At 61.8% G+C, this 26,374-nt stretch carries 24 protein-coding genes and 1 pseudogene; 23 read left to right on the forward strand and 2 right to left on the reverse strand.

Annotated elements, in window-relative coordinates; all coding sequences use genetic code 11:
- Window positions 1–31: 31 nt before the first annotated feature.
- From NCR38_RS31070 to NCR38_RS31135, 14 genes and pseudogenes are all read left to right on the forward strand, one after another.
- Window positions 32–975, forward strand: a pseudogene (locus NCR38_RS31070) (LysR family transcriptional regulator).
- Window positions 976–1,542: 567 nt separating this feature from the next.
- Complete coding sequence (locus NCR38_RS31075; protein ID WP_061119786.1) at window positions 1,543–2,379, forward strand: alpha/beta fold hydrolase; 837 nt, start codon at window positions 1,543–1,545, stop codon at window positions 2,377–2,379.
- A 44-nt stretch (window positions 2,380–2,423) separates the two neighbouring features.
- Window positions 2,424–3,314, forward strand: a complete 891-nt coding sequence (locus tag NCR38_RS31080; protein WP_250478186.1) for a VOC family protein — start codon at window positions 2,424–2,426, stop codon at window positions 3,312–3,314.
- On the forward strand, window positions 3,311–4,006 hold the full coding sequence (locus NCR38_RS31085) for a class II aldolase/adducin family protein (protein ID WP_061119787.1): 696 nt from the start codon (window positions 3,311–3,313) through the stop codon (window positions 4,004–4,006). Before NCR38_RS31080 ends, NCR38_RS31085 begins: the two co-directional genes overlap by 4 nt.
- Window positions 4,007–4,031: 25 nt before the next feature.
- Window positions 4,032–4,817, forward strand: coding sequence for a fumarylacetoacetate hydrolase family protein (locus NCR38_RS31090; RefSeq protein ID WP_250478187.1), 786 nt, complete (start codon window positions 4,032–4,034; stop codon window positions 4,815–4,817).
- A gap of 48 nt (window positions 4,818–4,865) precedes the next feature.
- Window positions 4,866–5,858, forward strand: a complete 993-nt coding sequence (locus NCR38_RS31095) for an acetaldehyde dehydrogenase (acetylating) (protein WP_061119789.1) — start codon at window positions 4,866–4,868, stop codon at window positions 5,856–5,858.
- Complete coding sequence (dmpG, locus tag NCR38_RS31100) at window positions 5,855–6,886, forward strand: 4-hydroxy-2-oxovalerate aldolase (protein ID WP_250478188.1); 1,032 nt, start codon at window positions 5,855–5,857, stop codon at window positions 6,884–6,886. Before NCR38_RS31095 ends, dmpG begins: the two co-directional genes overlap by 4 nt.
- Window positions 6,887–6,915: 29 nt before the next feature.
- Window positions 6,916–8,277, forward strand: coding sequence for an aromatic ring-hydroxylating dioxygenase subunit alpha (locus tag NCR38_RS31105; RefSeq protein ID WP_250478189.1), 1,362 nt, complete (start codon window positions 6,916–6,918; stop codon window positions 8,275–8,277).
- Window positions 8,270–8,785, forward strand: coding sequence for an aromatic-ring-hydroxylating dioxygenase subunit beta (locus tag NCR38_RS31110; RefSeq protein WP_061119792.1), 516 nt, complete (start codon window positions 8,270–8,272; stop codon window positions 8,783–8,785). Before NCR38_RS31105 ends, NCR38_RS31110 begins: the two co-directional genes overlap by 8 nt.
- A 7-nt stretch (window positions 8,786–8,792) precedes the next feature.
- Entirely contained in the window at window positions 8,793–9,149 is a 357-nt protein-coding gene (locus tag NCR38_RS31115) for a Rieske 2Fe-2S domain-containing protein (protein WP_250478190.1), read from the forward strand.
- A gap of 70 nt (window positions 9,150–9,219) precedes the next feature.
- Window positions 9,220–10,173: a PdxA family protein gene (locus NCR38_RS31120; protein ID WP_061119793.1), complete on the forward strand. Its 954-nt coding sequence runs from the start codon at window positions 9,220–9,222 to the stop codon at window positions 10,171–10,173.
- 12 nt (window positions 10,174–10,185) lie between these two features.
- Entirely contained in the window at window positions 10,186–11,481 is a 1,296-nt protein-coding gene (locus NCR38_RS31125; RefSeq protein ID WP_250478191.1) for an NAD(P)/FAD-dependent oxidoreductase, read from the forward strand.
- Window positions 11,482–11,585: 104 nt separating this feature from the next.
- Window positions 11,586–12,935: an MHS family MFS transporter gene (locus tag NCR38_RS31130; RefSeq protein WP_250478192.1), complete on the forward strand. Its 1,350-nt coding sequence runs from the start codon at window positions 11,586–11,588 to the stop codon at window positions 12,933–12,935.
- Between the two features lie 104 nt (window positions 12,936–13,039).
- Window positions 13,040–14,164, forward strand: coding sequence for a porin (locus NCR38_RS31135; protein ID WP_061119795.1), 1,125 nt, complete (start codon window positions 13,040–13,042; stop codon window positions 14,162–14,164).
- A gap of 20 nt (window positions 14,165–14,184) precedes the next feature.
- On the opposite strand, the gene NCR38_RS31140 is transcribed toward NCR38_RS31135, so the two are convergent.
- Window positions 14,185–15,534 carry a citrate synthase gene (locus tag NCR38_RS31140; RefSeq protein WP_250478193.1) on the reverse strand — a complete coding sequence of 450 codons (1,350 nt, stop codon included), beginning with the start codon at window positions 15,532–15,534 and terminating at the stop codon, window positions 14,185–14,187.
- A gap of 207 nt (window positions 15,535–15,741) precedes the next feature.
- Here NCR38_RS31140 and NCR38_RS31145 point away from each other — a divergent pair, with 207 nt between their 5' ends.
- Window positions 15,742–17,676, forward strand: a complete 1,935-nt coding sequence (locus NCR38_RS31145; protein ID WP_061119797.1) for a thiamine pyrophosphate-binding protein — start codon at window positions 15,742–15,744, stop codon at window positions 17,674–17,676.
- 8 nt (window positions 17,677–17,684) lie between these two features.
- Window positions 17,685–18,302: a cytochrome c gene (locus NCR38_RS31150; RefSeq protein WP_250478194.1), complete on the forward strand. Its 618-nt coding sequence runs from the start codon at window positions 17,685–17,687 to the stop codon at window positions 18,300–18,302.
- Between the two features lie 158 nt (window positions 18,303–18,460).
- On the opposite strand, the gene NCR38_RS31155 is transcribed toward NCR38_RS31150, so the two are convergent.
- The gene (locus NCR38_RS31155; RefSeq protein WP_061119799.1) at window positions 18,461–19,363 is read right to left on the reverse strand and encodes a LysR family transcriptional regulator; all 903 of its coding nucleotides are present in this window, start codon (window positions 19,361–19,363) and stop codon (window positions 18,461–18,463) included.
- Window positions 19,364–19,491: 128 nt separating this feature from the next.
- Here NCR38_RS31155 and NCR38_RS31160 point away from each other — a divergent pair, with 128 nt between their 5' ends.
- The 7 genes from NCR38_RS31160 (at window position 19,492) to NCR38_RS31190 (ending at window position 26,368) form a co-directional block, all read left to right on the forward strand.
- Window positions 19,492–20,526 (forward strand): FAD-binding oxidoreductase, encoded by a 1,035-nt coding sequence (locus NCR38_RS31160; RefSeq protein ID WP_250478214.1) that lies wholly within the window; start codon window positions 19,492–19,494, stop codon window positions 20,524–20,526.
- The gene (locus NCR38_RS31165; RefSeq protein WP_250478195.1) at window positions 20,519–21,775 is read left to right on the forward strand and encodes an aromatic ring-hydroxylating dioxygenase subunit alpha; all 1,257 of its coding nucleotides are present in this window, start codon (window positions 20,519–20,521) and stop codon (window positions 21,773–21,775) included. Before NCR38_RS31160 ends, NCR38_RS31165 begins: the two co-directional genes overlap by 8 nt.
- A gap of 1 nt (window position 21,776) precedes the next feature.
- A complete protein-coding gene (locus tag NCR38_RS31170; RefSeq protein WP_250478196.1) occupies window positions 21,777–22,250 on the forward strand; it encodes an aromatic-ring-hydroxylating dioxygenase subunit beta in 474 nt (157 codons plus the stop codon).
- Between the two features lie 8 nt (window positions 22,251–22,258).
- The gene (locus NCR38_RS31175; RefSeq protein WP_061119802.1) at window positions 22,259–22,579 is read left to right on the forward strand and encodes a non-heme iron oxygenase ferredoxin subunit; all 321 of its coding nucleotides are present in this window, start codon (window positions 22,259–22,261) and stop codon (window positions 22,577–22,579) included.
- Window positions 22,580–22,743: 164 nt separating this feature from the next.
- Window positions 22,744–23,811 carry a cupin domain-containing protein gene (locus tag NCR38_RS31180; protein ID WP_061119803.1) on the forward strand — a complete coding sequence of 356 codons (1,068 nt, stop codon included), beginning with the start codon at window positions 22,744–22,746 and terminating at the stop codon, window positions 23,809–23,811.
- Window positions 23,812–23,834: 23 nt separating this feature from the next.
- Window positions 23,835–24,692, forward strand: a complete 858-nt coding sequence (locus tag NCR38_RS31185) for a fumarylacetoacetate hydrolase family protein (RefSeq protein WP_250478197.1) — start codon at window positions 23,835–23,837, stop codon at window positions 24,690–24,692.
- A gap of 383 nt (window positions 24,693–25,075) precedes the next feature.
- A complete protein-coding gene (locus tag NCR38_RS31190; protein ID WP_250478198.1) occupies window positions 25,076–26,368 on the forward strand; it encodes an MFS transporter in 1,293 nt (430 codons plus the stop codon).
- Window positions 26,369–26,374 lie beyond the last annotated feature (6 nt).

Here is a 26,374-nt window from a genome sequence, read left to right on the forward strand (position 1 = left end):
TCCGGCATGACCTATTGAACGATTTAGCATAATGAAAACATCGGGGCTCACCGAACTCGAAGCGGTTCTTTCCGTCGCGCGGCATCGCAGCTTTCGCGCGGCGGCGAATGAACTGAGCGTATCGACGTCCGCGCTGAGTCATGCGATCGCCGCGCTGGAGGCTCGCATCGGCGTGCGGCTCTTCAATCGCACGACCCGAAGCGTGTCGCTTTCCGAGGCCGGCGCGCAATTCGTGCAGAACATCGCGCCCGCGCTTTCGACGATTCGCGACGCGCTCGAACAGGCCGGCAGCTTTCGCGACACGCCATCGGGTACGTTGCGTATACATCGGTGGGCGCGGCGCATCAGGCGATGCCGCTTTTCATCGCGTTCTTGAAGCGCTATCCGGACATGAAGCTCGATATCGTCACCGAAGGCCGGCTCATCGATATCGTCGTCGAAGGTTTCGATGCGGGCATTCGTCTGCTGGAAACCGTACCGCAAGACATGATCGCGGTGCCGTTCGGCGATCGCCAGCGCTTCGCCGTCGTCGGCAGTCCCGCGTACTTCGAACAGCACAAGCCGCCACGCACGCCTGCCGACCTCGCGACGCATCGCTGCATTCGCAGCCGCATGCCGAGCGGGTCGATCTATCAATGGGAATTCGAGCGGCATGGCGAATCCATACGCATCGATGGCGACGGCGCGCTGACGCTCGACGAACCGGGCATGATGCTGACCGCCGCGCGCGCGGGGATCGGTCTCGCTTACCTGACCGAATGGAATGTCGCCGCGGATCTCGAAGCAGGCGCCCTCGTGCGCGTGCTCGAAGACTGGACGCCGCCGCTCGACGGACTATGCCTCTACTATCCCGGCCGTCGTCATGTGCCGGCGGGCTTGCGCGCATTGACGGACATGATCCGCGAATATGCCGACGCAAATCGAAAGCACCCGGCGCCGAAAAAGAAGCGTCGAAAGGTCAATTCAAAGACTTAACGCCGCCATCAGTTTCGGCGTTTTGAGCGTGAGGCGTGCGATCGTCGCTTGAAAGCGTCGTCGTCGACGAGCTCGGTCGTGAAGGCACGTGTCGGGACGCCGTTGACGGCGCGACGGGCGCGCAAGGCTTATCGGAGCATGTAGTCGCGTACTCGTGCCGACGCGTTGTTGTGGGCCGTTATCCCGATGATCCCGGCAGCGCAGCAGGTCCCGATCGAATTACAGAACAGAAAGGACGACCTGTAGATCGCAGGCACGGCGAGCAGTCGCTTGGGAACGTCTGGCGATATGCGTTCGGCACTATGTACCTCGCAAACGATGGAGCCGATGAGTGACCCCCCGCCGAACTCGCCGTCAATCGCGGCGCGACCGCGTGGAACGCACGCGTCACGAGCATGTGGTGTCCATTCCCACCGTAAATAGTCATCCGTGCGCGTCCTTCACCATCAAGATATCGCACTCCCAGCGCCGCATGTTGATCATACATTCAAGATTGATCAACGCCGAGAAGCGCCATATAGTCGTCTCAACAGCACTATAAAAGACTAAGCCAGTGGAGACGAGAACGTGAGCGACAACCCTGAAATCGGACAGTCCATCCTCGCGCGAGAAATCCGGACGAATTATCATGACATTGGAACCGGCAAACCGGTTCTGCTGATCCATGGCTCCGGACCCGGCGTCACCGCGTGGGCCAACTGGCGAGGCACCATCCCGGCGCTCGCCCAGTATGGCCGGGTGCTTGCGCCTGACATGGCCGGCTTCGGCTACACCGATCGGTTCGACGATGGCATTTACGGACTCGATCGATGGATCGACCATGTATTCGGTTTCCTCGATGCACTCGACATAGTGTCGGTCAGCGTCATCGGCAATTCGTTCGGCGGCGCGCTGGCGCTCGCCATGGCCGCGCGCCGGCCAAATCGGGTCGAACGGCTCGTACTCATGGGAAGCGTTGGTGTCTCGTTTCCGATCACCGAAGGTCTCGACGCCGTCTGGGGCTACACGCCTTCGCTCGAAAATATGCAACGCATCATGCAGTATTTCGCGTTCGATCAGTCCCGCCTCACCCCGGCGCTCGCCAGCATGCGATACGAGGCGAGCATTCGCCCCGGCTGCAGCGAAGCCTTCGCCCAGATGTTCCCGGCCCCTCGCCAGCGCTGGGTCGAAGCGATGGCGACGCCCGTTGCGGACATCCAGGCGCTTCCACATGAAACGCTTATCGTGCATGGCCGCGACGATCAGGTCATCCCGCCCGCCACTTCCCTCGCGTTACACGAGCACATTGAAAACTCGCAACTGCACATGTTCGGCCGCTGCGGTCACTGGACCCAGATCGAGCAGGCGGAGCGCTTCAACCGGCTTGTCGTCGAGTTTCTCTTCAACGAATCGAAAGATTCGTGACCCCTTATAAATTACCGGCTCCGCGCCGCGACCGCGGCCGGGACATGAGCAAGCCGACGACAGGAGACATCGTGATCGAATTGAAGGATGTGTCATACGTGCGTCTTGGCACGCGCGATCTTGAAAGCGCGACCCGTTACGCGACCGAGGTCTTGGGTCTTCAGATTGCACGGCGTGGAGAGAAGAACGTCTATCTGCGCTCGGATGACCGGGACCACACACTGGTGTTCTCGGAAGGGGATCCGGCTCGACAGGTCAGTGGCTTCGAGGTCCCAACACCTGAAGCGCTCGATCATGCGGCTAAAGTGCTCGACGACGCGCGTATCGCGTTCACGCGCGGCAGCGCGGCCGAGGCGGAGCAGCGTTGCGTGCGTGACTTCATCAGCTTTGCGGATCCCAGTGGCAACCATATTGATCTGGTGGTGTCGCCGCATCATCGTGGACAGCGCTACTACGGTACGCGCGACGCGGGTATCACCGGTTTCAGCCATATCGGCCTGTGCACCACGGACGCGAAGCGCGACGAGAAGTTCTGGACCGAGGTACTCGGCGCCCGCGTGAGCGATCGAATCGGCGATGCAGCCCTGCTGCGCATCGATCCTGTGCATCACAAGGTCGCGCTGTTGCCATCGCCGCACGCAGGCGTGCAGCACATTAATCACCAGGTGGAGAGCATCGACGACATCATGCGGGCCTGGTACATCCTGAAGGAGAAGAACATTCGAATTCGCTTCGGGCCGGGGCGACATCCGACCTCCGGCGCGATGTTCCTGTACTTCGAGGGACCCGACGGCATGGTCTACGAGTATTCGAGCGGCGTTCGCGTGTTCAGCGAGGAAGAGCATCTCACGCATCTTCCGCGACAGTTCCCGTTCGAGCCAAGTTCCTTCTGCATGTGGGGTTCGAAGCCCGAAGTGCTGGAGTTCGGCTCATGAGCGCGATCGAAGCGTCTCCTGCGCAGCAGGCGACCGTGCGAATGGCGGCACGCGCATTAGGGCGCGCGGGACTGGTCCATGCCTACGGGCACTGCAGTCTACGTCTGAATCACGACTATCTGCTGGTGTGCGCGCCGATGCCGCCGGGATTAATCCAACGCGAGGCCGGCGTGGTCGTGCCGATCCGCGGCGAATTGCCCGATGGCGTGCTGGGCGAAGTCCGGATCCATCAACAAATCTATGCGAGAAGGGATGACGTGGGCGCCGTCGCGCGCAGCATGCCTCCTTCAGTTATGAGTCTCTCGACCGCCGGCATCACGCCGGTTCCGCGTCATGGGCCGGGCACCTATTTCGCGCCGTCTGCGCCGCTTTGGGACGACGTGCAGCTGGTTCGCTCCACGCCGCAGGCCGAAGGCGTGGCCCAAACCCTTGGCCACGCGCGGGCAGTCGTTATGCGCGGCAATGGTGCAGTCGTCGTGGGCGCCACCCTGGAAGAGGCGGTTGCCTTTACTTGGTTCCTCGAAGATGCTGCGCGGGTCGAATGCGCTGTTCGTGCAATGCGCCTTGAAAACGCGTCCGCGATGAGTGCGGAAGACGCGGCGCGACGTGCGACGACAGCGGGACGCGTCATCGAGCGAATGTGGGACTATCTCAGCGCCGGTGACCTCGAGCTCGACAGTTCGCAGCCCTAACCGACAATCAAGATGAGGAGAAGACATGGAGTCGATGCAGATCGGCACGGTTGCGCACGCGCTGTTCGATGCCCTTGAGGGTTGTGAGCCGATCGCGCCGCTCACGATGACCGAGCCTGGCATGACCATCGCCGATGCCTACGAGATTCAACGCCGCATGATCGCCACGCGACTCGCGAAGCGAGGCGAGCGCATCGTCGGCAAGAAGATCGGAATCACGAGCGAAGCCGTAATGAACATGCTCGATGTTCGGCAGCCGGATTTCGGGCAGCTCACCTCGGGCATGCAGTTCGCCAACGGCGCGACGATTCCGCTGTCGCAATTCATTGCGCCGCGCGCCGAAGGGGAAATTGCGTTTCTGCTGGCAAAGGAGTTGAGTGGGCCGGGGCTCACCGCGCATGACGTGCTGGACGCAACCGAGTGGGTCATGCCTTGCTTCGAGATCGTCGACTCGCGCATCCGCGACTGGAAGATCCGCATTCAGGACACGGTCGCCGACAACGCCTCGTCGGGTGCCTTCGTGATCGGCGAGGGGCGGGCAGATCCGCGCGCTCTCGACCTCGCGGGAATCACGATGAGATTCTCGCGCAACGGCGAAACCGTCGGCACCGGCCAAGGTTCTGCCGCGCTGGGGCATCCGATCAATGCGGTCGTCTGGCTCGCCAATCAGCTCGGCGAGTTCGGGATGCCGTTGCGGGCGGGCGAGATCATCTTGTCCGGTGCGCTTTCGGCGATGGTGCCGGCGCGCGCGGGAGACCACATGCGTGTCGAGTTCGACGGTCTGGGTCACGCCGACGTCGCTTTCGCATGACGCGTGCTCATCACGCGTTCGAATCAAACAGCACCAGAGGAAACGACAATGGATTCGAAAGAGGCAAATAGGCCACTCAAGGCGGCGATCATCGGTTCCGGGAACATCGGTACCGATCTGCTGGTGAAGATATTGCGTCATGGGCGAAATGTGGAAGCCGCGATCATGGTCGGAATCGATGCAGCTTCTGATGGCCTTGCGAGAGCACGGCGGCTTGGCCTGCAAACTTGCGACAGTGGCGTGGACGGCTTGTTGTCGATGCCGGAGTTTGCCCATATCGACATGGTGTTCGATGCCACGTCCGCGGCGGCGCACGTACGCAACGACGCGTTACTGCGCGCTGCAAAACCTGGCATCCGCTTGATCGATCTCACGCCCGCCGCCATTGGACCGTACTGTGTGCCCGTGGTGAACCTGGACATGCATCGCGACGTCCACAACCTCAACATGGTGACGTGCGGCGGTCAGGCGACCATTCCGGTCGTCGCAGCGGTGTCGAGCGTCACGCGTGTTCATTACGCGGAGATTGTCGCGTCGATTTCGAGCCGTTCGGCGGGACCTGGAACGCGCGCTAACATCGACGAGTTCACCGAAACCACGTCGCGTGCGCTGGAAACGGTGGGCGGCGCTGCACGCGGCAAGGCGATCATCGTGCTCAACCCCGCCGAGCCACCCTTGCTCATGCGCGATACGGTCTTCACGCTTTCCGAAGACGCTGACGAAAGCGCCGTCGAAACGGCGATCGTGGACATGGTCGAGTCCGTTCGTGCGTACGTGCCCGGCTACCGGCTCAAGCAACGCGTGCAGTTCGAGCGGATTCCTTCTAGCCGTCCGGTCGAAGTGCCGGGGCTCGGTCTGCGCAGCGGGCTCAAGACCTCGGTATTTCTGGAGGTGGAAGGCGCGGCCCACTATCTCCCCGCCTACGCGGGCAATCTGGACATTATGACGTCGGCGGCGCTCGCGGCGGCCGAGGCCATCGCGGCGCGGCAGACCGCTTCGGGGCAAGGCGCGTTCGACGACACCTTCGCGGGGATCCAATGAAGCAGAAGCTCTATATCTCGGATGTCACATTGCGCGACGGCGCGCACGCGATTAGACATCGCTACAGCCTGGATCAGGTGCGGCGCATCGCGCGCGCGCTCGACGAAGCACGCGTCGATTCGATTGAGGTGGCTCACGGCGACGGCCTGCAAGGCTCGTCCTTCAACTATGGCTTCGGCGCGCACACCGATGCCGAATGGATCGGCGCTGTCGCCGAAGTCGTCCAACATGCGCGTGTGGCGACCCTGCTGCTTCCAGGGATCGGCACTGTGCATGATTTACGCGAGGCCTACGATGCGGGTGCGCGCGTGGTGCGCGTCGCCACGCATTGCACGGAGGCGGACGTGTCGAAACAGCATATCGAGGCGGCGCGCAACCTCGGCATGGATACGGTCGGTTTTCTGATGATGAGCCACATGGCGTCGCCGCAGGTACTCGCGGAGCAGGCGCGCCTGATGGAAGGCTACGGGGCAACCTGCGTCTACGTCGTGGATTCTGGCGGCGCACTGACGATGAACGACACGCGCGATCGCGTTCGCGCGCTCAAGGACGCGCTGCACGCCAATACCGAAACCGGCATCCACGCGCATCACAACCTGAGCCTCGGTGTCGCGAACTCGATCGTGGCCGTCGAGGAGGGATGCAACCGGGTCGATGCCAGTCTCGCGGGGATGGGTGCTGGCGCGGGCAACGCGCCGCTCGAAGTCTTCATCGCAGCGGCGAACCGGCTGGGCTGGCTGCATGACTGTGACCTGTATCAACTGATGGATGCCGCCGACGACATCGTGCGGCCTTTGCAGGAGCGGCCGGTGCGCGTGGATCGAGAGACCCTAGCGCTCGGTTACGCAGGCGTCTATTCGAGCTTCCTGCGGCACGCGGAACGCGCGGCGCAACACTACGGCCTCAAGACGGTGGACATTCTCGTCGAGTTGGGCCGGCGCCGCATGGTCGGTGGTCAGGAGGACATGATCGTCGATGCAGCGCTCGATCTGCTGTCGAAGTCCGCCGTCGACGCGAGCACACATTAACGCCGATTGAAGAATCAGCCGGAGGCAGCATGGAACAAGGATGTACGCATTTCGAGGGCGGCAGTGCCGGAAGCCCCGTGCGTTTCGTGCGTAACGCGCAATCGGTCGATGCCGCGACGCTGCGCCAACTGGTGCAGCCCGGTCGCGTTCACTCGGCCGTCTATACCTCGCCCGATATCTTCGAGGCGGAAATCGAGCGCATCTTTCATGGTTCGTGGCTCTACGTGGGTCACGCCAGCGAAGTGCCGCAGAAAGGCGACTATCGGGTACGCCGTCTCGGACGCCAGCCGGTCATCATGGTGCGCGGTCATGACGACGTCGTACGTGTGCTGATGAACCGCTGTCGGCATCGCGGCGCGGCAGTGTGTGAGCAGGAAGCGGGACGCGAAAAGTTTTTTCGCTGCTGGTTCCACGGCTGGACCTACGACAATACCGGCAAGCTCATCAATGTGACGGACCCGGCCGGCTATGGCGACGACTTCCGCATGGAAGAGTATTCGCTTACCAGCGCGCCGCGCGTCGAGATTTATCGGGACTTCGTGTTCGCGTCGCTGTCGCCTAAGGTCGGCTCGCTTGCGGAGTATCTCGGCCCTGCTGCGCAGATGATCGACCTGTTGGTCGACGCGTCACCGACGCGCCGTATCAAGCTGTCGGCGGGCGTCCACAAGACTGTCTACAACGGCAACTGGAAGATGGTCGGCATGGACGGGTATCACCCGCATTACGTGCACGCGTCGGTCGTGTCGATGTGGCAGCGTCAGGCGGACAGCGGCATCGGCGCCACGCATCGTGCCGACCCGTTCGACGGCAAGGCGAAAACCTACACGCGCGATCTGGGGCACGGCCACGCCATGCTCGACATGCGCGAACACCGCGTCGAGCACTACGCCGACTATGAAACGTACCTCAAGGGCGTACAGGGCGGTGCGGAATATATCGAAGCGCTTGCAGCGCGCGACGGTGCCGAGCAATCGAAGCTGCTTGTTGCGATCGCCGGCGATCCGCATATCGGCGTGTTTCCGAACATGCAGATCATCAATAACCAGGTGCGCATCATGGTGCCGTTGGAACCGGGACGCACCGAGGTGCTGATGTTCCCCGTGCTGTTCGACGGCGTGGACGACGCCATCAACACAATGCGCCTGCGGCAGCACGAGTCCTTCTACGGCCCGGCGGGCGCAGGCTCGCCTGACGACGCTGAAATCTTCGAGCGGGCGCAGCGCGGGATGAACGCGCAGGTCAATCCGTGGATCGACATTTCCCGCGGCATGACTCGCGAGCAGGCCCATCCCGACGGAACCATCACCGGGCACATCTCGGATGAAGTACCGCAACGCGGCCAGATGCGCTACTGGCTGGAACTCATGACCGAGGGAGCCGAACTTGAATAACGCCGTTCATCCTCAATGGCTGTCGTCGGAGGCGGGTGTTTCGCCGATCGAGCAGGCTTCGCAGTTCCTCTATCACGAGGCCGCCTTGATGGACGCGCACCGCTTTGATGAGTGGCTCGCACTGTGGCACGCAGACGGCTTCTATTGGGTCCCGTGCAATACCGAAGATCTCGAACCGGACAAATCGATCTCGCTCATCTACGAAAGCCGACGGCAACTCGACGATCGCGTCTATCGGCTCAAGGGCCGTCATGCTCACGCGCAGAGTCCGCGTTCGAGGTTGCTGCGCGTCGTGTCGAACGTGACCATCGAAAGCGCGAGCAAGGAGGCGTTGATCGTGCATTCAAACTTCGTGCTCGGCGAGGTACGCAGCGATCGTCAGGAGACCCTGTTCGGACGCTGCCGCCATGTGTTGGCACTCGACGAAGGCGCGATGCTGATTCGCGAGAAAAAGGTCTTTCTGCTGAACAACGACACGCCGATGAGCAACCTCACGTTCCTGATTTGAGGCCGACATGGACGCACACGCGATGGAAAGTGGAACATCGACCGATGCAAGCGAATTGACGCCGCTCTGCCAGCTCGACGACGTGACAGATGGCGACGGTCTTCAGATAAAGATCGGCGAGAGGATGCTCGCGGTATGGCGTGTGGACGATCTCGCCTTCGTCACGGACGACACCTGCACGCATGGCGATGCATCACTCGTACTGACCGGCATGCTCGACGGTTTCTCGATCGTTTGCGGCCTGCATCAAGGCGAGTTCGATATTCGCACGGGCGAAGTCCGCGCGGCACCGTGCAGCAAACCGATACGCAGTTACGCGGCCACGGTGCGCGAGGGCGTTGTGCTCGCGCGACTCGCCGAATGACGATGACTGAAAGGGCGCAGAAATGAACGAGACGACAACGCCTGGGACTTCGCTGCCGATAATCGCGGTGATGGTCGGCGACCCGGCAGGTATCGGTCCGGAGGTGGCGGTCAAGGCAGCGGTGGACGCGTCGGTGCGCGCGGTGTGTCGGCCGATGCTGATCGGCGATATCGGGTCGATCAGGGCTGCCGCGCGAGCGGTGCCTCTTGGCGACGAAACGGAAGTAATTCAGTCGTTCGAGGCGCGCGCCTTCGCGTCGGGGCGCATCGTCGTGCTGGATCCGCTCGATCTTGCGCCGCACGAGTATGCAACGGGCCAGCCTTCCGCCGCGGCGGGGCGAGCCGTCGTCCGCTGGATGACGCTCGCCGACCGGATCGCGCATAACGGACTGATCGGCGGATGGATCATGGGGCCAGTCGATTCGATGTCGCTCAAGCTCGCGGGCGAAGTTGCGAGCATCGACGATCTCCAGCCCGACCATACCTTCATGTTTCGCATGAGCGGCAAACTGCGCGTGGTGCCACTGACGGAGCACATCCCGCTGCGCGACGTGCCCGCCACGGTGACTTTCGATGCGGTATTGAACCTGGTCACGCTGGTGAATGAGCGTCTGAAGAACTGGGGAATCGAGACGCCGCGCATCGCGGTTGCGGGACTCAATCCGCACGCCATGTTTGAGGAGGAGGAGCGGATCATCGGCCCTGCGGTCGAACAGGCCAGAGCGCAGGGCATCGATGTGCGGGGTCCTGTTTCGCCCGACTCCGTATTTCGCCACGGACTCGACGGGCGCTATGACGTGGTTGTCAGCATGTATCACGATCAAGGGCAGATCGCGCTCAAGTCGGCGGCTTTCGAAGGGGCGTGCACGCTCTATCTGGGGGTTCCTTATGTGCGCGCGACCGTCCCTCATGGGACCGCCATGGATATCGCGGGAAAGAATCTGGCGCAGCATCGCAGCATGGCCGCGGCATTGAGGACTGCGGCGGCGCTCGCCGCTAAGCGTGGCTTCCTCAACGAACAATGACGAGTCGCCGATATGACGAACCACCAAACCGATCCGCTGTACTCGCGCGTGGTGATCGTCGGAGCGGGGCAAGCCGCTGCGGCGGTCGCTAGGACACTGCGTGCGGAAGGACATCAGGGCGGGATCATCATGCTAGGCGAGGAGCGCGTAGGGCCGTACGAGCGGCCACCCTTGTCAAAAGCATGGCTGAGCGCCGAGAACGTGCCGGAAGTTGCGGCTCTGCTTGATCGGTCGCAACCGGAGCAGTTTGACGTCGATTTACGCACCGGTACGCACGTGACCCGCATCGACCGTCCGTCGCGTACCGTGCACGTCGACGATGGAACGCAGATTCACTTCGATCGCCTCGTGATCGCAACCGGGGGCCGCGCGCGGCGGCTCGCGGTGCCTGGCGACGCGAGTGACGATATCGCCTATCTGCGCACCATCGACGACGCTTTGCATATCCGCCGCGGGTTGATAGCAGGCAAGCGGCTGCTGGTGATCGGAGGTGGATGGATCGGACTCGAAACCGCATGTAGCGCCCGAAAGCTCGGCGTCGACGTGGTCCTGGTCGAAGCGGCGCAGCGGTTATGCGAACGGACCGTGCCGGCGATCGTGGGTCAGCATCTGCTCGAGATTCAGCGCTCGCTTGGCGTCGACGTGCGCCTGGGTGCCGGCATCGAGCAACTGTCGAAGCTGCCCGGCGAACGTTATGCCGCTTCGCTATCGGGCGTTCGCGAGGAATTCGACCTCGTGGTCGCGGGCGTGGGCATGGAAGCGAACGATGAACTCGCGGCTGAAGCAGGCCTCCCTTGCGCGGGCGGCGTGCTGTGCGACGTCGAAGGCCGCACGGTCGATCCATATGTCTTCGCGTGCGGGGATGTGGCGTCGTTCGAGCATCCGTTCGGACCGGTCGGAATGCGGCGCCTGGAATCGTGGGACAACGCGGAGCAACAGGGCGCGGCATGTGCCAGGGCCATCCTCGGCAAGCAGGCGGTGGCGCATTCGCTGCCCTGGTTCTGGTCCGATCAGGGCGACGTGAATGTGCAGATCCTCGGGTTCCCGAATGCGACCGCCTCACCGGTCGTGAGAGAAGGCGACGGCAAGGTGACGCTGGTCTGGCTGGAGGAGTGCGCAACCGACGAACCCGCGCGAATTGTCGCGGCGGTCTGCATCAACGCTGCGGCAGACATGCCGGTACTGCGCCGCATATGGCAGAAAGGCGTGCGTGTCGATCGAGAGACGCTCGCCGCGAAGGACGTAAGTCTCAAAAGCCTTCTGCAGCGGACGGTCGGCGGGGCAAAGAATGGAGGTGCGAATAATTAGAGGCGCCTCAGGCATCGGGCTTTTGCATTTACATCGACAGAGCACATCAGAGCGTGGTGGTACCGGGGTCCGGCTGACCGTCCATGCCGAAAAAGGAGACAGGCGTGAAAGCTTTTGAAACCTCGCAGGAGTGGCACGACGCAGTCGCGAGCACGGGATCAGCTCCCGGCGCGAGCGCAACGGAATCGGGATCACGACGACTATTCTTTGCCAGCTTTCTCGGCACGATGGTCGAGTGGTACGACTTTTTTCTCTACGGCTTCATCGCGCCGCTCGTCTTCGAAGAGTTGTTCTTCCCAAAGTTGAACGCGCTCAGCGGCACTATTGCCGTGTACGCGACGTTCGCCGTCGGCTATGCGAGTCGGCCTCTCGGCGGACTTGTGTTCGGTCACTTCGGCGACAAGATCGGCCGCAAGTCGATGATGCTGGTAACCCTGCTGATGATGGGTATCGGTACGGCCGCCATCGGGCTCTTGCCAAGCGTCGCGCAAATCGGCATGACCGCGACCTGTCTGCTCGTCGCGCTGCGTTTCGTCCAGGGCTTTGCACTCGGGGGTGAGTCGGCGGCTGCCAGCCTGATGGTGCTGGAGAGCGCGCAGCAGCGTCGCCGGGGCCTGCTGGGGGCAGCGCTTCAGGCGGCAGGACCGCTGGGCGTGCTGCTGGCCTCGCTCGCGGTATTCGTCGTATCGCGTCTGCCGCACGAAGCCTTGCTTGCCTGGGGCTGGCGGGTGCCGTTCCTGGTGAGCGCCGTACTGGTGGTAATCGGCCTGTATATTCGTCTGCGAGTCGAGGAAACAGTCGCGTTCCGCAAGCAGCAGAGTCAGCACGACCTCACCCGCATCCCGGCGTGGGAGACCTTGCGCAGCTACAAGTGGCCTGTTTTCGTCGTGCTCGTGGTCAGCATCATGGAGAGCACGTTCTACTATCTGACGGGCGTCTATTCTATCTCGTACGTTACGAAGACGCTCCATATGCCCGGCTCCGTCGCGATCGGCGCGATCGCCTGCGCGAACGCTTTCGCCCTGGTATCGGTACCGCTCTACGGCGCGCTGTCGGACCGCCTCGGGCGCAAGGGCGTGTATTTGCTGGGCATCGTGGCGTCGGCGATCTACCTGAACTTCTTCTTTACGATGCTCGACGGCCGCTCGCCAATGGTCGTAGTGCTGACGGTCGTGGCCGCCGTCGGCGTGATTCATGCACCGATGTACGCCATGTTCGGCAGCTTCTACGGCGAACTGTTTCCCACGCGAGTGCGCTTCACCGGCTTCTCGATGGGCAAGGCGTTCGGCACGGTGCTCGGCGGCGGAGTCGCGCCTATTATCGCGGCCTCGCTCGCGGCGCGCAATCACGGCGACCCCTCCGGTATCGGTCTCTACTATCTGTGCCTCGCCTTCGTCGCGCTGTGTGTGGTGCTGCGCGTGCGCGAAACGCGGCACGACGACATCACCGTCTAGCAACCCCTCAGTTCTCACGTATCCATTGGACGAGCGTCGTGCGCCTCGCTGGAGGCGCACCGGACGCTGCTTTAGTTCGTCTCCAACTTCTCGAACAACACATCATGAAGAAGAACAGGCTTCTCCTCGGCATGCTCGCGCTCGGCGCCGGCGCCGCACACGCGGACAGCAGCGTGACGCTCTACGGCCTCATCGGTACAGGCCCCGCGTATGTGAACAACGTAAAGGGCAGTCATTTGTTCGAATCCGCAAGCGGCCTCATTCAGGGTAATCGTTTCGGTCTGAAGGGGCGCGAAGATCTTGGCGGAGGCATGTCGGCCATCTTCACCTTGGAGAATGGCTTTGACGGCAACACTGGCGCGCTGGGGCAAGGCGGGCGCATGTTCGGACGGCAGGCGTTCGTGGGTCTTGCGACCAGACAATACGGGACACTGACCCTGGGTCGCCAGTACGACACCAATTACGATTTCATGGCCGATACGGGCGCGGCCAAACTCTTCGGTGGCAATGGCGCGCATGTATCAGATAATGACAACCTGTTCGGCACCGTGCGCTTCCAGAACTCAGTCAAGTACACGAGCCCGAGCTGGGGCGGCTTTAGCTTCGCTGCCATGTACGCGATGAGCAACGCTGCCGGCGACTTCGCAAATAATCGCGCCTACAGCGCGACGGCGGCATACCGCAACGGCAGTCTGAAGCTTGCGGTCGGCTATCTGCAGATGAACCATCCGAATGCGGCTGACAATCCCAACGGCGCCGCCGGCAGCGATTATCCCGCACCGTTCAGTCTGTTCAAGACCAGCGCACTGGGCCCGCGAACCGCGCTGGTGGACGAGCAGCAGGTGATCGCCGCGACGGCGTCGTATGCCATCGGGCCGACGCAGGACAATCTCGTGTACTCGCACGCCAAATACCGCTATTTCGACGGTAGCCATCTACGGCTCGACAATGCTGAATTGAACGGTACCTGGCACATCACGCCGGATTTTTACACCGGCCTGGGCTACATGTTCACTTTCGGTCGCTATGAGGAACTGAATCAGTCACCGAAGTGGCATCAGGTCGATCTGGGCATCGACTATCTGCTATCGAAGCGCACTGACCTGTATGCCTTCGCGATCTATCAACGTGCGGTCGGTTCGGCCAGCAACGCTGCCATCTTCTTCATGCAGCCGTCGAGCACGAAGTCCCAGGTGGAAGTGTCGTTCGGTATTCGACACCTGTTCTGACCAAGACGTTCACGGCCGGCTCACTTGCCTTTGGCAGCAGATGAGCCGATGAACTGCGCACGCGGACGGAGAACGCTTCCATACATGCGTTGTTCCTGCACATGGGCGAGCCATCCGGCCACGCGCGCGAGCGCGGAAATCGCGCCGCTCGTGCGTCGCGGCAGACCTATGGCGCGCGTGAGCACCACGGTTCCAAGCTCCTGACGCGGAAGTAAGCCGTGCTCCTTCGCTATTTGATCGACGAACTGATAGATCGCGTTCATTTGGCGGCTGTTGTCGCTCCGTCGGCGTGCGAGATCGAGCATGTAGCGGGCTCGCGGATCGCCCCTGGGATAGATTGGATGCCCGAAACCGGGAACCGCGACGCCGCGTTCAAGCAGTGTATTGGCGCGGCGCATCAATGCCTGCATCGTGCTAGCGCTGTCAAAGAATTCCTCGACGCGGTCGTACAACTGGCCGGTCAGCGAACCAGTGCTCGCAGCGATGCCGGATACGACACAACGATGCAGCGTGCAGCCCGTCGATGCCGACACGCGGGCGGCGACCGTCGCGGGCGAGAGTTCGTGATCGGCGAGCAGGATCAGCAAAGCTTCCATCGACTCGCGATTAATTTCGGTCGATTCGACGGCAAGCGAGGACAGGATGCCCTGTGCCACCGACTGACCGGTCTCCATCGACTTGAAGTGGCTGCGTGGCGACATCAGTCCGCAACATCCGACCAGCATCTGGATGATATCGATCCCGGCGGACGCCATGTCGAGGTCGGCCGGCTCGGCCGTCGCCGTCCTTCCACGGCGCTGTGACGGCTGCATGCCGAGGTGCAGCGTAACGATGGAGAAAACGTCGAGCAAATTGCCGGGCTGCATGCGCCACGATGCTTCAATGAGCGCGTTCAGTTCATGCCATGGTTTGCGCTTCGGCCATTCGAGTTCGACGTTAGTGTCGTTGAGCATTCCGGTCCATAGCAACTGCGCGACGGCCTCGAATGGAAGGCGTGCACGCGCAAGGTCGGTCGCGAGCCTGCCTCGATAGCGTGGTCCGTCAGGCGTGATCTCGGTCACCGAGGTTGGGATGATCGGCTCGCCAAAATTCATAGCGGATGCCGCGACCGCGCCGTGCCCATGCCGCGCGAGCGAACGCGATTCGAGACGCCTGAGGTCATCGCGCCAGTAGAGGCGGCCCTTGTGTCCCGCTTGTCCGATGCTGCGGATCAAACCGCGGCTCACGTAGGCATACAGCGTCTGTTGCCGGACGTTCAGGATCTTCATTGCTTCGGCAGCGGTCACGTAGTCCGTGTGGTCGGAGTTCGCCGCCGCGTGTTCGTCTTTAGTTGCCCGCCGTGCGGGACCGTTCGTGATGACGTCGGACATGTTGATTGGCTGTCGATATTGATCAATAGAACTCTACGGCGAAGCCGTCGTCGTGTCCATCAGTTCGGTGGGATCGCGCATCGCGCGTTGATCTAACAATCAATCTTGATCAACGGAACTGAAAACCTTACCGTTGGCTCCGCATGGGGCCCGCGATCCATCCTTGGCGTCGGCCACAACAACAGAGACTGACCAGGAGGAGACACCATGACGGCTCGAAGAACCTTCCTCAAGGAAGCGATCGCCGCCGGAGCATCTACCGCGCTCTTAAAGCCGAATGCAGGCGTAGCGCAGCCTGTCAACAAGGCGCCGTCGGTCGCTAAGCCCGGCGCGCGTCTGATTGCCGCCGAGACGCAGGTGCCGTCGCTTCAGGAAGCGCCTTCAGCAGACGCGGCACACATCGGCAATCCGGGCTCCGACTTCATGGTGGATCTGCTGCGCATGGCGGGCATCGACTATGTCGCCGCCATGCCGGGCTCCACGTTTCGCGGCATCCATGAGTCGATCGTGAGTTATGCGGGAGACCAGCACCCGGCGCTCGTCGTCTGCACGCACGAAGAGGCGTCGGCGGCGATCGCGCATGGCTATGCGAAGGTCGCAGGCAAGCCGATGGCCTGTCTCGTCCACAGCACCGTGGGGCTTCAGCACGCCTCGATGGCGATCTTCAACGCCTGGTGCGACCGCGTGCCGATGATCGTCATCGCGGGAAACATCGCGGATGCGACGAAGCGCCGTCCCGGCGTCGAGTGGTATCACACCGCGCTGGATCTTGGCGCGCTGGTGCGCGACTTCACCAAGTACGACGACGCGCCTGTGTCGCTTCAGCACTATGCGGAGTCGTTCGTCCGCGCTTACACGCTTTCGATGACGCCGCCGATGGAGCCGGTGCTTCTTGTCGCGGACGGCGAGCTGCAGGAGCGCCCGATCGAGAACCCGAGGGAGATTTCGGTGCCGCCGTTTCGTCCGGTCTCGCCGCCCGTTGCGGGCCGAGCTGCGCTGGAAGAGACCGCACGCATGCTTTGCGGCGCGACGAATCCGGTCATCGTCGCGGACCGCGCGATCCGTTCGCAGGCTGGCATGGATGCGTTGGTGGCGCTTGCGGAAGCGGTGAACGCGCCGGTCGTCGACCTGCTCGGACGGCTGAATTTCCCGACCGGGCATTTCCTAAATCAAACCTATCTCAAGACCCAATTGATATCGCGCGCCGATGTCATCCTTGCTCTCGAAGTATCGGATCTTTGGGGGTTGACGGGAACGGTAGCGGACGTCATCGGGCGACCGACCAAAAAGTTTACGAAACCCGATGTCGATCTCGTGAGTGTGTCGACGTCCTATCTCTATTCGAAGTCGAACATGCAGGACGCGGAGCGGTTCATCGCGCCCACGCTTGCAATCGGCGGAGATGCGCAGGCCTCGCTCGGGCCGTTGCTCGAAGCGGTGAACGCGGTGTGCACGGCTCCCCAGCGTGAGACGATGAGAAAGCGTGCACCCGCACTGCGTCAGGCTCATACGCTGATGCGCGAGACCGCGCGACACGACGCGACGCGCGCCTGGGATGCGAGTCCGATCAGCACGGCAAGACTCTCGCAAGAAGTCTGGAACGTGATCCGACATGAAAATTGGGCGCTGGTGTCGTCGTCGTTGTTCATCAGCCAGTGGCCGCAGCGGTTGTGGGATTTCGACAAGACCTGGCAGTACATCGGCGGCGAAGGCGGCTATGGCGTCGGTTACGGCGCGCCGGCCGCAGTTGGCGCGGCGATCGCGCATCGGGATGCGGGACGCATTCCGGTCAATATTCAGACCGACGGCGATCTAATGGTGCTGCCCGGTGTGTTGTGGACCGCTGCGCATCACAAGATTCCCCTGCTCACCGTGATGCATAACAACCGCGCCTACCACCAGGAATCGATGCACATTCAGCGCATGGCTAACTGGCGCGACCGAAAACCTGAAAACGGCACGGCGGGCACGCTCATCAACGATCCGCCGATCGACTATGCCGGGCTCGCCAGAAGCATGGGCATGTGGGCCGAGGGACCGATCTCGAACCCGGCCGATCTCGGACCGGCTCTCGCGCGCGCGATGCAGCGAGTGAAGGCGGGCGAACCGGCCTTTCTCGACGTCCTCACGCAACCTCGCTAGGAGCGCACATGAAGCCGATACGCATGATCGCGCTGGCCGTAAGTGCGCTTGCCTGCTTGATCGATATGACCTCGCCGCCTGCGATGGCTGTACAGGCGGACGTTCATGCCGGACAGGGGCTGTACATGAAAAAGGGCTGTTACGAATGCCATGGTCCCGTGGGGCAGGGCAGCATCATGTCCGGGCCCGCCCTCGCACCGTCCCCGTTGCCGGTAGAGGCGATGACGGCCTACGTCCGCTCGCCGAAGGGGCAAATGCCTCTCTACAGCAGCAAAATCCTGTCTAATCGCGATCTGGCGCAGATTCAAGCGTATCTCGCGGCGGTTCCGGCGTCACCGGACGCGGACAGTATTGCACTGCTCGGCGGAGCCTCTACGGCATCGTCGTCTAAAGACGACTCCGAACGCGGACAGCAGGTATATGTCGCACGATGCGCGTCCTGTCATGGCGCATCGGGAGGCGGTGCGGTCGGGCCGTCGCTCGTCGATGTCGCGAAACGTCGTGGTGTGTCGGGCATCGAGTCATTCGTGCGCAATCCGTCAGGTGCCATGCCAAAGCTTTTCCCGGAAGTTCTGACCGAGTCGGATGTTCAGGCCGTCGCCCAATACGTAGCGAGGCTCAGGTAGGCCGCTGCGCGCGTCAGGCAGACGCTCCGGGCCGATACCGGAGCGCACGGCCGCAGTTCAACTTCTTGAAGCTCGGCCCTCGAATCTGTCTCATGAGAGACGCGTGTTCAGGTTCGCGCTGAACTCGCGGAGCACGTGCAGTACGCGTGGCGACGACGTCAGGGCGCGAAGGTTTCAAACATCGTCTGCCTGAGCCATTGATTGCCCGGATCACGATGGTTTCGCCCGTGCCATAGCACGGTGATGGTGATGTCGGGAATCTTGATCGGGCACGGGGCGCTGACGAGTCCGAAAGGCGCGAGCGTACTCATCGCATAGGCGTGCGGCACCACGGCGATCAGATCGGTCGTTTGCAGAATATGCCCAACTGCAACGAAATGCGGCACGCGCAAGCGGACGTTACGGCGTATGCCGGCCCGCTGAATGACGGTATCGACCATGCCGTGTCCGGTCCCCTCGGCCACGATCGACACATGCTCGGCGTCCGAGAACGTCTTGCTCGTCATGCCCGCGCCTGCCAGCGGATGATCGGCGCGAAACAGACAGACGTAACGCTGACGGAACAAGCGGCGCTGGAAAAATCCCCCCTTCAGATCAGGTAGAAAGCCGATGGCAAGGTCTACCTGGCCGTGCTCCATGTCCGCGCGAAGTGTGTCGGACTGGTTGCGCACCGTGCTGATCGTCACACCCGGTGCGATCAACGCGAGCTTGCGCATCAGGACCGGCAGGAACGAGATCTCGCCGATGTCTGTCATCGCGACTGTGAATGCTCGCGTGCTCGATGCCGGATCGAAAACCGACATCTGGTTCAACGTATGGTGAATCGCGCCCAGTGCATTGGCGATCGGCTCGGCCAGCGCCTCAGCGAACGGCGTCGGAACCATGCCTTTCGAGGTTCGCAGAAACAGTTCGTCGCCAAGCACCTTTCTCAGCCTCGCCAGCGCATTGCTGATGGCCGGCTGAGACGTGCCGAGCGCGGTGGCGACGGCCGAAACACGTCGCTGCTGCAATAGCTCCTGAAAGACGACAAGCAGGTTGAGATCGATATCGTGAAGTTCCATCGGCTGCCCCTTTTGGCAAAAGCATTATCAATCTGAGTGATTTTGCGTATCAAGGAGATTCTATTTATCGATTTCGCGGCTCCGTGCATCATGCATCAAACGCAGAACAGCATGGAGACACGGAAGTGATGAAGGTTTCTGTCCTGCCGCTAGAGCGCGATATCGAGGCGACGAGCGGCGCCAATCTGCTTGACGCACTGCGCGCTCATGCGATCCCGATTTCGTACAGCTGCATGGCAGGCCGTTGCGGCACGTGTCGTTGCACCGTGGTCGCCGGCTCAGCTGTGACGCTCGGCACCGAAGCAGGCGGTTCGCGCGTCACGGGCGGCCAGTCCGTGCTCGCATGCTGCACGACGCTCATCGAGGATTGCGTGATCGAGATTCCTGAGGTCGACGAGATCGTGGTTCATCCGCCGAAGATACTCAAGGCGACGGTCATCGACATAGAAGACCTGACGCACGATATCAAACGGGTGCGGCTGGCGTTGTCCAAACCATTCAACTTCTCTCCCGGTCAGTACGCGAACGTGCAGTTCACGCCGGAACACATTCGTCCTTACTCGATGGCGGGCACGGCGAACGGCCAGGAAGTGGAGTTTCATATACGGCTGGTGCCCAGTGGGCACGTGACGTCCTTCGTCGCGGCCGATCTCAAGCCGGGCGATGCAGTTCGCATTAGCGGACCTCTGGGTACCGCCTACCTTCGCAGAAAGTCGGATGACCCGGTTCTGTGCATTGCCGGTGGCACCGGGCTGGCGCCGATCCTGTCAATTCTTCGCGGCATGGCCGAGTCGCAGACAAGCCGGCCGATCCATCTGTACTTCGGCGTGCGTTCCAAAGCGGACGTCTATGGCACCCACTGGCTCGACGCGTTGCGCGAAAGCCTGCCCGGCCTGCGTGTCCATGTCGTGCTGGCTTCCGGCGAACAGCGCGTTCCGTATCGCACGGGCATGGTGACCGATGCTGTCGACGGGGACTGGAACACGCTCGACGGATGGCGCGCGTATGTGGCGGGCGCGCCGGCGATGGTCGACGCTTCGTCCGCGCTGCTGCGCAGGAAGGGCGTCGACCCCGGCCGGATTTACGCCGATGCTTTTCATGCAAGCGAGTCTCGATCAAGCAGTTCCCAGTTGCCGCACCAGAGGAGACGTCATCATGAATGAGAGCCCGATCGACTTTATCCGGCCTGTCTGGAAGGGGGACGATACCAGCCAGATTCCGTTCTGGGCGTACAGCCAGGAAGCGGTCTACCGGAAGGAGCTCGATCGTTTCTTCTATTCCAGTCACTGGTGCTACGTGGGTCTGGAAGCGGAGATTCCCAACGCCGGTGACTTCAAGCGCACGTCCATCGGCGAGCGCTCGGTGATCGTGACGCGCTCTCAGGATGGCGAAGTAGCTGTGGTGGAAAACGTGTGCGCGCATCGCGGCGTGCGCTTCTGCCGGGACAAGTTCGGCAATCGAAAAGACCTGACGTGTCCATATCACCAGTGGAACTATGACCTTAAGGGCAATCTGATCGGTGTGCCGTTCCGGCGAGGCGTGAAGGCGGACGGCAGGGTCAACGGCGGCATGCCTGCGGACTTCGATCCGAAACAGCATGGTCTGACGCAACTGAAAGTGGCGACCCGCAACGGTGTGATCTTCGCTTCCTTCGACCACGATGTCGAGCCGCTCGAAGCATTCCTCGGACCGTCGATCCTTGCGCTATTTAACCGTGTATTCGACGGACGGAAGCTGAAAATTCTAGGCTACAACCGGCAGCGAATTCCGGCAAATTGGAAGTTCATGCAGGAGAACATCAAGGATCCGTATCACGCGGGCTTGCTGCACACCTGGTTCCTCACGTTCGGACTGTGGCGCGCTGACAGCAAGGCAGCGCTAAAGATGGACGAGAAGTTTCGCCACGCTGCAATGATCGGCGTGCGCGGTGCACAGGGAAAGAGCGAAGTGACCAAGGGCGTGTCGAGCTTCAAGGAAGAAATGAAACTGAACGACGACCGCTTTCTCGACATCGTTCACGAACCGTGGTGGGGCGATCTGACCGTCGCCATGCTGACGATCTTCCCGAGCCTCATCATCCAGCAGCAGATCAATTCGGTGTCGACGCGCCAGATCGTGCCGAACGGCGTCGGATCGTTCGATTTCGTCTGGACGCACTTCGGCTTCGAGGACGACAGCGAGGAGATGACGCGCCGGCGTTTGCGCCAGGCGAATCTCTTCGGCCCGGCGGGATTCGTGTCGGCCGACGACGGTGAGGTCATCGAGTTCTCGCAGGAAGGCGTCGAACAAAAGCCGTTCTATCAGGCGCTCGCACAACTCGGCGGACGGGATATCGCCGATGCCGATCACAACGTCAGCGAGACCCTGATTCGGGGCATGTTCGAGTACTGGCGCAAAGTGATGGAGATTTGACATGCTCGATTTCGAGACCTATCAGGAACTTATCGGGCTTTACGCCGAGTATGCGGCCGTGCTGGACAGAGCCGACTGGGATCGCTGGCCTGAATTCTTCACCGACGAGTGCCTGTACCGCGTTCAGCCTCGCGAGAACTTCGATCGAGGCCTTCCGCTCGCAACGATGTCCTTCGAAAGCAAGGGCATGTTGAAAGACCGGGTGTATGGCATGACAGAAACGATCTTCCATGACCCGTACTACCAGAGGCATGTCGTCGGCGCACCCATCGTCCGGGAAGTCGACAGCCGTCATATCCGGTCGGAAGCGAACTACGCCGTGTTTCGTACGAAGCAGGACGAGTTGACCACCGTATTCAACGTCGGCCGCTATATCGATGTCATTCAGCGCACGCCGCAAGGCCTCAGGTTGAAAAGCCGAACCTGCGTGTTCGACAGCGAAATGGTCGCGAACTCGCTCATTTATCCGATTTGAGGTGCTCGATGACAAAGACCTGGGCGAAAGTGATCGAGCTTGCTGCAGTGCCCGCCGATGACGTGACCGCGGTTATCTCAAAGGGCCGGGAGATTGCACTTTATAGCGTCGACGGCTTGGTCTACGCGACCGACAATATCTGCACGCACGGCCACGCAAGGTTATGCGACGGCTTTCTCGATGGCCACGAGATCGAATGTCCGCTGCATCAGGGAAGGTTCGATGTGCGCAACGGCAAGGCCATGTGCGCGCCGCTCTCCGTGGATATCCGGACCTACCCCGTGCGGATAGAGGAGGGCCAGGTCTATATCGAACTGGAAGACGCCTGATCCTTGCTTGGGAAAAATGGAAGAGCAGTGTGTCAGGACATTCCATTTATTTTTTCGGATGCCTATCCAATATATCGCGATAGGAAGGGGCACGGCGCTTCATCCATCGTCACAGTGAAAGCCCTTTCACCTATCGCCGCCCCACGTTACAGAAGGAGTTCGCCATGAGCGCGCACGCAGACAGCGCCGTAAGAGCGCAGGAATCAGACCGTTCGGTTTCATATCGGGAACGACTCGCAGCACTCAACGTCGCGCCGCTGTGGGACGTCTTGAAAGGGCTTGTCCCTAATGAGCCGCGGCCGAAGGCCAGGCCGCATGCGTGGAAGTGGGCCGTGATGCGTGACCGGCTAATCGAATCCGGCGCTGTGGTGAGCGCGGAAGAAGCGGAGCGGCGCGTTCTGATGCTGATGAATCCCGGGTTGGAAGGTTTGCCTAATGCGACCGATACGATCTATGCCGGCCTCCAACTGATTCTTCCGGGTGAGATAGCGCGGGCACATCGTCATAGCCAGTCTGCGTTGCGCTTCGTGCTCGAAGGCACGGGCGGCTATACGTCGGTTGACGGCGTTCGCACTGAAATGCTGCGCGGCGATTTCATCGTGACGCCCGCGTGGACCTGGCACGACCACGGCAACGACGGCGATGGACCGGTCGTCTGGCTGGACGGACTCGACGTTCCGCTCGTCAGTTTCCTGCGGGCCGGATTTCGCGAGGAATACGAGGAATCGAATCAGTTTCCCCGCACCGGCGAATCCGATCAGGTGCTGACACGTTACTCCGACGCTTTGCTGCCGATCGGTAGCAGCCACGCTGGGCCGACATCGCCGATCTTCAACTATCCCTATGCGCGCACGCGCGAAGTGCTCGACCGGCTCGCGCGCTACTCGGACGTCGATGCCTGTCACGGCGTCAACGTTCGCTACGCCAACCCGCTCACCGGCGGCTGGGCCATCCCGACCATTGCCGCGTCGATGCGCCTGATTCCGCGTGGCCTTACCACGGAGTTCTTCCGATCGGTGGAGGGTACGGTCATCGTCGGCGTCGAGGGTTCGCCTGCCGTCGAGATAGAAGGTGCCGGGCGCTTCGATATCGCCGAGAACGACGTCTTCATCGTGCCGGGATGGAGCCGCTGGCGCATGAGTGCCGGCGACATCAGCGACGCCGTGATGTTCACCTACTCTGATCGTCCCGTGTACGAGAAGCTCGGCCTTTACCGCGAAACGCGCGGTTGACTCACCCTGACGCAGGATAAGCCATGAAGATTTGCCGCTTTAACGATAACCGTATTGGCGTTGTCCGTGGGGACAGGATTCACGACATCACGCCGCTGTTCCACGCTCTGGGTGAGCCGGGCTGGCCATATCCGCCTTACGACTGGATCATCGGAAACTTTCCTCGTATCGAGGACCAGATCGAAACGTTTCTTCGCCACGCGGATACGGTGCGGCTGTCGACGGCCAAGCTGCTCGCGCCGGTCGCCAATCCGGGCAAGATCATCGGGGCGCCGATCAATTACCGCGATCATATCGACGAGGCCAATGCGGATCAGCAGATCGCACACGGTAAGACCTTCACCACGCTCGAACAGTTTGGTTTGTTCATCAAGGCACCGACGTCGCTGAACGGACCCGAAGGTATCGTCGAGTTTCCGTTTCCGGACCGCCGCACCGATCACGAGGTGGAACTCGGCGTGGTCATCGGCAGGCGGGCCAAGAAAGTCTCGAGAGAGAAGGCGCTCGATTACGTGTTCGGTTATTGCGTGGCGCTGGACATGACGGTACGCGGTCCCGAGTTCGCGGGCTTCCGCAAGTCGGCGGATACGTTCGCGGTGATCGGTCCGTGGATCACGACCGTCGACGAGATCGAGGATCCCAACACGCTCGACCTGGAACTTACGGTCAATGACGCGCCGCGCCAGAAGTCCAATACGCAGTACCTGATCTACAACGTTCAGCGGCTCATCGAATACGCATCGGCGATGTACACGCTGCATCCGGGCGACGTCATCATGACAGGCACGCCGGCGGGCGTCGGCCCCGTGACGCCCGGCGACGTCGTCAAGGCGCGCGTCGAAGGCCTTGGCGACTTGACGATCCGGATGGCGCGGTCATGAGCCCGGAGACATCTCACAGGTGGGTGCCGGCGGCGGAACGATCCTGGTCGAGACGCTCCGGCGTCGTCACGTCGTGCGCGGACCGGATTACGGCTCCGGCGTTGCTGATGCGCGGCAAGGCGCCGTTCATGTGACCGGTCCGGAGCAGGGCGCGACGCTGCCCGGCAAACCGTGGTGGCGGGCGCTCGAGCCCTGCATCTTCGACAGCAACTAGCGTGTAACGAACAACACCATTGAAGAGACCGACCCGACTCAAAAACAGGCATCCCACAAGAGGACGACTGCTCCACGAAGTCCGTCGGGGCAGCAATACTGGAGGAAGACAAATGAAACACAAGCTGACGAAGGCCACGAACGAGGGCCGAATGAGCTCGTTCCAGAAGATGGTGCTCGTCGTATGCGTCGCGCTGAGCATGCTGGATGGCTTCGATGTGCTGGCCGTCGCGTTTTCGGCATCGCACTTGGCATCGGACTGGCATCTCAATGGTAGCCAGCTCGGCGCGTTGCTCAGCGCCGGCCTGTTCGGCATGGCGGCCGGAGGCTTCATCGTTGCACCGTGCGCCGATCGCATCGGGCGCCGGCCGCTCGTGCTGCTGTGCCTGCTTGCGATCGTCGCGGGCATGCTGGCTTCCGCATGTGCTCAGACGCTGGAACAACTTGTGGCATTGCGCGTCATGACGGGACTCGGCATCGGCGGCATGATGGTGAGCGTCGCGGTCATCGCCTCGGAGTACGCGTCCGACAAGTGGAGAAGCGCAGCGATCAGCATGCAGTCGGCCGGCTATACGCTCGGCGCGACGCTGGGCGGCGCTGTGAGCGCACTGCTGTTGGCACGCTATGGCTGGCGAAGCGCCTTCCTGTTTGGCGGCATCAGCACGGCGCTGGTGATTCCGCTTGCATGGTACGGCCTGCCCGAGTCCCTGGATTTCCTGATTGCACGGCGACCACAACGTGCGCTGGACAAGGTGAACGCCATCTTGCGGCGCATGAAGCAGGACACGATCGATGAACTGCCGCGCATCGAGGACTCTCGGGAAGCAAGCGCTGGGTCGGACGAACTGACCACGGCGCCGTCGCTGATCGGGTTGCGGACGCTCCTGATCTGGCTTGCGTTCTCGCTTGTGATGGCCGGATTCTATTTCGTCATGAGCTGGACGCCGAGGCTTCTGGTCCAGGCGGGCATGTCCGCTTCGCAAGGCGTGACCGGCGGCGTCCTGCTGAATGCGGGCGGCATTATCGGGTGCACGTTGTTCAGCCTGGTCTCGGGCCGCGGGAAACTTAGAACGCTGCTGACCTCGGCTCTGGTGGTCAGCGGCGTGCTGCTCTTAATGTTTGGTGCGAACGCTTCGCAACTCCAGTTCGCCATGCCGGCAGCGATCGCATTGGGCGCCGCGATTACCGCATGCGTCGGCGGCCTTTATTCGCTGACGCCGCTTCTCTATCCGCCGAAAACTCGCGCCACCGGCGTGGGTTGGGCAGTCGGCATGGGCAGACTCGGCGCGATCGCGGCACCGCTCCTCGTCGGCATGCTGATCGACCACGGCTGGCAGGTCCATCACCTTTACTACCTGTTCGCAGCGCCATTTCTGCTGGCAGTTATCCCTGTAGCGGCCATCTTCTTCTTCATGAAGCGACAGAAGCACTGGCGTCATTCCGATGCAGTCGAAGCCGTCTAATTCCCA

It is taken from the genome of Caballeronia sp. INML1 (genome assembly GCF_023631085.1).
GTDB classification, from domain to species: domain Bacteria; phylum Pseudomonadota; class Gammaproteobacteria; order Burkholderiales; family Burkholderiaceae; genus Caballeronia; species Caballeronia turbans.

Excerpts from the sequence above, each read along its gene's own strand:
- NCR38_RS31080 (WP_250478186.1), top strand. The coding sequence starts at position 2,424 with ATGAGCAAGCCGACGACAGGAGACATCGTGATCGAATTGAAGGATGTG.
- NCR38_RS31085 (WP_061119787.1), top strand. The coding sequence starts at position 3,311 with ATGAGCGCGATCGAAGCGTCTCCTGCGCAGCAGGCGACCGTGCGAATG.
- NCR38_RS31090 (WP_250478187.1), top strand. The coding sequence starts at position 4,032 with ATGGAGTCGATGCAGATCGGCACGGTTGCGCACGCGCTGTTCGATGCC.
- NCR38_RS31095 (WP_061119789.1), top strand. The coding sequence starts at position 4,866 with ATGGATTCGAAAGAGGCAAATAGGCCACTCAAGGCGGCGATCATCGGT.
- dmpG (WP_250478188.1), top strand. The coding sequence starts at position 5,855 with ATGAAGCAGAAGCTCTATATCTCGGATGTCACATTGCGCGACGGCGCG.
- NCR38_RS31105 (WP_250478189.1), top strand. The coding sequence starts at position 6,916 with ATGGAACAAGGATGTACGCATTTCGAGGGCGGCAGTGCCGGAAGCCCC.
- NCR38_RS31115 (WP_250478190.1), top strand. The coding sequence starts at position 8,793 with ATGGACGCACACGCGATGGAAAGTGGAACATCGACCGATGCAAGCGAA.
- NCR38_RS31120 (WP_061119793.1), top strand. The coding sequence starts at position 9,220 with ATGGTCGGCGACCCGGCAGGTATCGGTCCGGAGGTGGCGGTCAAGGCA.
- NCR38_RS31125 (WP_250478191.1), top strand. The coding sequence starts at position 10,186 with ATGACGAACCACCAAACCGATCCGCTGTACTCGCGCGTGGTGATCGTC.
- NCR38_RS31135 (WP_061119795.1), top strand. The coding sequence starts at position 13,040 with ATGAAGAAGAACAGGCTTCTCCTCGGCATGCTCGCGCTCGGCGCCGGC.
- NCR38_RS31140 (WP_250478193.1), bottom strand. The coding sequence starts at position 15,534 with ATGTCCGACGTCATCACGAACGGTCCCGCACGGCGGGCAACTAAAGAC.
- NCR38_RS31145 (WP_061119797.1), top strand. The coding sequence starts at position 15,742 with ATGACGGCTCGAAGAACCTTCCTCAAGGAAGCGATCGCCGCCGGAGCA.
- NCR38_RS31150 (WP_250478194.1), top strand. The coding sequence starts at position 17,685 with ATGAAGCCGATACGCATGATCGCGCTGGCCGTAAGTGCGCTTGCCTGC.
- NCR38_RS31155 (WP_061119799.1), bottom strand. The coding sequence starts at position 19,363 with ATGGAACTTCACGATATCGATCTCAACCTGCTTGTCGTCTTTCAGGAG.
- NCR38_RS31160 (WP_250478214.1), top strand. The coding sequence starts at position 19,492 with ATGAAGGTTTCTGTCCTGCCGCTAGAGCGCGATATCGAGGCGACGAGC.
- NCR38_RS31165 (WP_250478195.1), top strand. The coding sequence starts at position 20,519 with ATGAATGAGAGCCCGATCGACTTTATCCGGCCTGTCTGGAAGGGGGAC.
- NCR38_RS31170 (WP_250478196.1), top strand. The coding sequence starts at position 21,777 with ATGCTCGATTTCGAGACCTATCAGGAACTTATCGGGCTTTACGCCGAG.
- NCR38_RS31175 (WP_061119802.1), top strand. The coding sequence starts at position 22,259 with ATGACAAAGACCTGGGCGAAAGTGATCGAGCTTGCTGCAGTGCCCGCC.
- NCR38_RS31180 (WP_061119803.1), top strand. The coding sequence starts at position 22,744 with ATGAGCGCGCACGCAGACAGCGCCGTAAGAGCGCAGGAATCAGACCGT.
- NCR38_RS31185 (WP_250478197.1), top strand. The coding sequence starts at position 23,835 with ATGAAGATTTGCCGCTTTAACGATAACCGTATTGGCGTTGTCCGTGGG.
- NCR38_RS31190 (WP_250478198.1), top strand. The coding sequence starts at position 25,076 with ATGGTGCTCGTCGTATGCGTCGCGCTGAGCATGCTGGATGGCTTCGAT.